Consider the following 4,223-nt stretch of genomic DNA (forward strand, 5'->3'; position numbering starts at 1 on the left):
GCGCGCGGCTGGAGACCTTGGCGAGGGCGGGGATCACCGGCGGCACCGCCCTGCCGAGGGAGCAGGCCAGCTGGAAGACGCCGTTGGAGAGCAGCTCGTCCTCGATCCAGCCGCCGACCCTGCCGAGTGGAGCCGCGGGACCGGCGCTGCGGTTGTTGCGCTTGGTGTTGCAGTTGTCCGTGTGGGGGAACCAATAGAACTCGAAGTGCTCGTTCTCCGCGTGCAGGGCGTCGAACTCGGCGGTGACCCGGTCGAAGCTCATCGGCTCCTCCCGCGCGGTGAGCAGGAAGACCGGCTCCACGGCGAAGGTGATCGCCGTGATCACGCCGAGCGCGCCGAGCCCGATCCGGGCGGCGGCGAAGATCTCGGGGTTCTCCTTCTCCGAGCAGGTGAGCAGCCGGCCGTCGGCCGTGACGAGTTCGAGCCCGCGGATCTGCGCGGCGATCGAGGCGGAGTCGCGACCCGTGCCGTGGGTGCCGGTGGAGACGGCGCCGGCGACGGTCTGCTCCATGATGTCGCCCATGTTCGTGAGCGACAGGCCCTCGCGGGCCAGAGCCACGTTGAGCCGCTTGAGCGGGGTGCCGGACTCGACCGTCACCGTCATCGACTCGCGGTCGACGCGCCGGATGCCGGTGAGCAGTCCGGGCCGGACCAGGACCCCGTCGGTGGCCGCGATGGCGGTGAACGAGTGGCCGGTGCCGACCGTCTTCACCCGCAGCCCGTCCTCGGCGGCCCGGCGCACCACCTCGGCGAGCTCCTCGGCCGAGGCCGGGCTCTCCTCCCGCACCGGGCGGGAGGAGACGTTCCCCGCCCAGTTACGCCACGGGGCGCTCGCCGTCCCGGGCCTCCGTGCCCCCGTCGGCCCCGTCCGTCCCGCTGTCGTCGTCCCGCTCACGCTGCCCCTCCCGGTTCGGCGCCGGCCTGCTGAGCCGGCGGTGTCCGAGGACTCCCACCACGACCGCGAGCGCGCCCGAGACGACGGGCACCACGTACCCCGCCTCCGCCCCCGACGCGTCGACCACCCAGCCGGCGGCCGAGGAGCCGAGCGCCACGCCGATCGCGAGCCCGGTACCCGTCCAGGTCATGCCCTCGGTCAGCTTGGTGCGCGGTACGTGCGCTTCGACGAGGGCCATCGTGGTCACCATCGTCGGTGCGATGGACAGGCCCGCGACAAAGAGCGCCACGGCCAGCAACGGCAGGTTCCCGGCCAGTAGGAGGGGGATCATACTCACGGCCATCGCGCAGATGCCCAGGAGCCACCGGCGGGACGGCTCGCCCTTGAGGTGGAGCAGTCCGAAGACGGCGCCCGCCAGGCAGGAGCCCAGCGCGTAGACGGCGAGCACCAGGCTGGCGGCGGCCTTGTGGCCCTGCTCCTCGGCGAAGGCGACGGTCACCACGTCCACCGAGCCGAAGATGGCGCCGGTCGCGACGAAGGCCAGGGCGAGGACCTGGAGCCCCGGGGAGCGGAGCGCCGAACCGCCCCGGCCGTCCCGGTGCGGGTGCGGGCTCGGCTCGGTGGCGCGCTGCGCGGTCAGCCAGAAGACGCCCACCGCGAGGAACACGCCGGCGAGCAGCGGTCCCGCCTCGGGGAACCAGATGGTGGACAGGCCGATGGAGACGATCGGGCCGAAGATGAAGCAGACCTCGTCGACGATCGACTCCCAGGAGTACGCCGTGTGGAGGCTGCGCCCGTCACCGCGGTAGATCTCCGCCCACCGGGCCCGCGTCATCGCCCCGACGCTGGGCACGCAGCCGATCACGGCGGTGAAGACGAAGAGGGTCCAGTCGGGGGCCTGCTGCTGGACGCAGAGGAGCAGGCCGGTGGCGGCGGCGAGGGAGACCAGCGTGACGGGCCGCAGCACCCGGCGCTGGCCGTACCGGTCGACCATCCGGGACACCTGGGGACCGAGGACGGCCGCGGACATCGCGAGGGTCGCCGACAGGGCGCCCGCGAGCCCGTACCGGCCCGTGACCTGGGAAATCATGGTCACGATGCCGATGCCCATCATGGACAGCGGCATCCGGCCGAAGAAACCGGCCACCGAGAACGACGCGGTGCCGGGCGCCGAGAAGATCGCGCGGTAGGGACTGGGCAAAGGGGGCTCCCGATCCTCGTGCTGCGGCGCGGGGCGGCGCGACGAGTCGACACGTGCAATTAATAGCTAAAGCCTACGGTGTTGAACTTGATGCGGCATCCCCCTTTCCCCCGGCCGGGCCCGCGCGGCCGGGGCGCGGCGCGGGCGGCCGGCGACGGGCGGCCGGCGGGGGACGGGCGGCCGGTTCCGGCCGGGCCGCACCACCGGGTGTCGGTGGCGGGTGGGAGGATCGGTGCCATGTCCGATCAGCACGATCCCGCCCCGTACGACGCCCTGCTCCTGCTCTCGTTCGGCGGCCCCGAGGGCCCGGACGACGTGGTCCCGTTCCTGGAGAACGTGACCCGTGGCCGCGGCATCCCCAAGGAACGGCTCAAGGAGGTGGGGCAGCACTACTTCCTCTTCGGCGGCGTCAGCCCGATCAACGACCAGAATCGCGCGCTGCTCGACGCGCTGCGGGCGGACTTCGCGCAGGCCGGGCTCGACCTGCCGGTCTACTGGGGCAACCGGAACTGGGCGCCGTACCTCACCGACACCCTCCGCGAGATGGTCACCGACGGCCGCCGCCGCATCGCCGTCCTCGCCACCAGCGCGTACGCCTCCTACTCGGGCTGCCGCCAGTACCGCGAGAACCTCGCCGACGCGCTGGCCACCCTGGAGGCGGAGGGGCTCCCGCTGCCCCGGGTCGACAAGCTGCGCCACTACTTCAACCACCCCGGCTTCGTCCGCCCGATGGTCGAGGGCGTCCTCGCCTCCCTCGCGGAGCTGGACGAGTCCGTACGGGCCGGGGCCCACCTGGCCTTCACCACCCACTCCATCCCCGACTCCGCCGCCGACACCTCCGGCCCGGTCACCGAGCACGGCGACGGCGGGGCCTACGTGAAGCAGCACCTCGACGTCGCCCGCCTCGTCGTCGACGCCGTCCGCGCGGAGACCGGTGTCTCGCACCCCTGGCGGCTCGTCTACCAGTCCCGCAGCGGCGCCCCCCACATCCCCTGGCTGGAGCCCGACATCTGCGACCACCTGGAGGAGCTGCGCGCCGCCGGGGCGCCCGCCGCCGTCATGGTCCCGATCGGCTTCGTCTCCGACCACATGGAGGTCCTGTACGACCTCGACACCGAGGCCGCCGCCAAGGCGAAGGAGCTCGGACTGCCGGTCCGCCGCTCGGCGACCGTCGGGGCCGACCCCCGCTTCGCCGCCGCCGTCCGCGACCTCCTCCTGGAGCGGGCCGCGACCGAGCGCGGCCTGCGGGTGGAGCGCTGCGCCCTCGGCACCCTCGGGGCCTCCCACGACCTGTGCCCCGTCGGCTGCTGCCCGGCCCGGGCGGAGCGGCCGGCCGCGGCCGGCGCCGACAGTCCCTACGCCTGAGGAGCCACCCCGTGACCGACCCCCTGCTCACCGAACTGCACGAGCTGGCCCTGGAGGCCGCGCGCAGGGCCGGCGCGCTGCTGCGCGACGGCCGGCCGGCCGACCTGGCCGTCGCCCGGACCAAGTCCAGCCCGGTCGACGTGGTCACCGAGATGGACATCGCCGCCGAGAAGCTGATCACCGGCTTCCTCGCCGAGCACCGGCCGCAGGACGGCCTGCTCGGCGAGGAGGGCGCCGCCACCGCCGGCACCAGCGGCGTCCGCTGGGTGATCGACCCGCTCGACGGCACCGTGAACTACCTCTACGGCCTGCCCTCGTGGGGCGTCTCCATCGCCGCCGAACGGGACGGCGAGACCGTCGTCGGCGTGGTCGAGGCACCGATGCGCGGCGAGACGTACCACGCGGTGCTGGGCGGCGGCGCCCGCTGCGGCGAGCGTCCCCTCGCCGTCCGCCCCGCGCCCGAACTCGGCCAGGCCCTCGTCGCCACCGGCTTCGGGTACCTCCCGGAGCGCCGCGCCCACCAGGCGGAGGTCGTCCGGCACGTGATCCCGCGCGTGCGCGACATCCGGCGCGGCGGCTCGGCGGCGATCGACCTCTGCGACGTCGCCGCCGGCCGCGTCGACGCGTACTACGAGCGAGGGCTGAACCCCTGGGACCTCGCGGCGGGTGCCCTGATCGCCCGTGAGGCCGGTGCGCTGACCGGCGGCCGGCCGGGCGAGCCCGAGTCCGGGGAGCTGGTCGTGGCGGCCCCTCAGGGCCTCT

4 protein-coding genes are annotated in these 4,223 nt (G+C 74.1%); 2 read left to right on the forward strand and 2 right to left on the reverse strand.

Going from position 1 to position 4,223, the window contains the following annotated elements; translation table 11 throughout:
• Together RIF68_RS29140 and RIF68_RS29145 are read right to left on the reverse strand one after the other, a co-directional pair.
• Positions 1-895: FAD-binding protein (locus tag RIF68_RS29140; protein WP_375165754.1), on the reverse strand; the 895-nt coding region annotated here is incomplete at its 3' end.
• The gene (locus RIF68_RS29145) at positions 816-2,096 is read right to left on the reverse strand and encodes an MFS transporter (RefSeq protein WP_309054275.1); all 1,281 of its coding nucleotides are present in this window, start codon (positions 2,094-2,096) and stop codon (positions 816-818) included. The genes RIF68_RS29145 and RIF68_RS29140, both read right to left, overlap by 80 nt.
• Positions 2,097-2,333: 237 nt before the next feature.
• On the opposite strand from RIF68_RS29145, the gene RIF68_RS29150 reads away from it, so the two are divergent.
• Both RIF68_RS29150 and RIF68_RS29155 read left to right on the forward strand, forming a co-directional pair.
• Positions 2,334-3,461: a ferrochelatase gene (locus RIF68_RS29150; protein WP_309054276.1), complete on the forward strand. Its 1,128-nt coding sequence runs from the start codon at positions 2,334-2,336 to the stop codon at positions 3,459-3,461.
• Positions 3,462-3,472: 11 nt separating this feature from the next.
• Positions 3,473-4,223 (forward strand): inositol monophosphatase family protein (locus tag RIF68_RS29155; protein ID WP_309054277.1); only part of this gene is annotated, 751 nt, incomplete at its 3' end.

The sequence above is a fragment of the Streptomyces sp. genome (assembly GCF_031178505.1).
GTDB lineage: Bacteria > Actinomycetota > Actinomycetes > Streptomycetales > Streptomycetaceae > Streptomyces > Streptomyces gulbargensis.

Bases quoted from the DNA above. Each gene is read 5' to 3' on its own strand.
- RIF68_RS29150 (WP_309054276.1), top strand. From the start codon at position 2,334: ATGTCCGATCAGCACGATCCCGCCCCGTACGACGCCCTGCTCCTGCTC.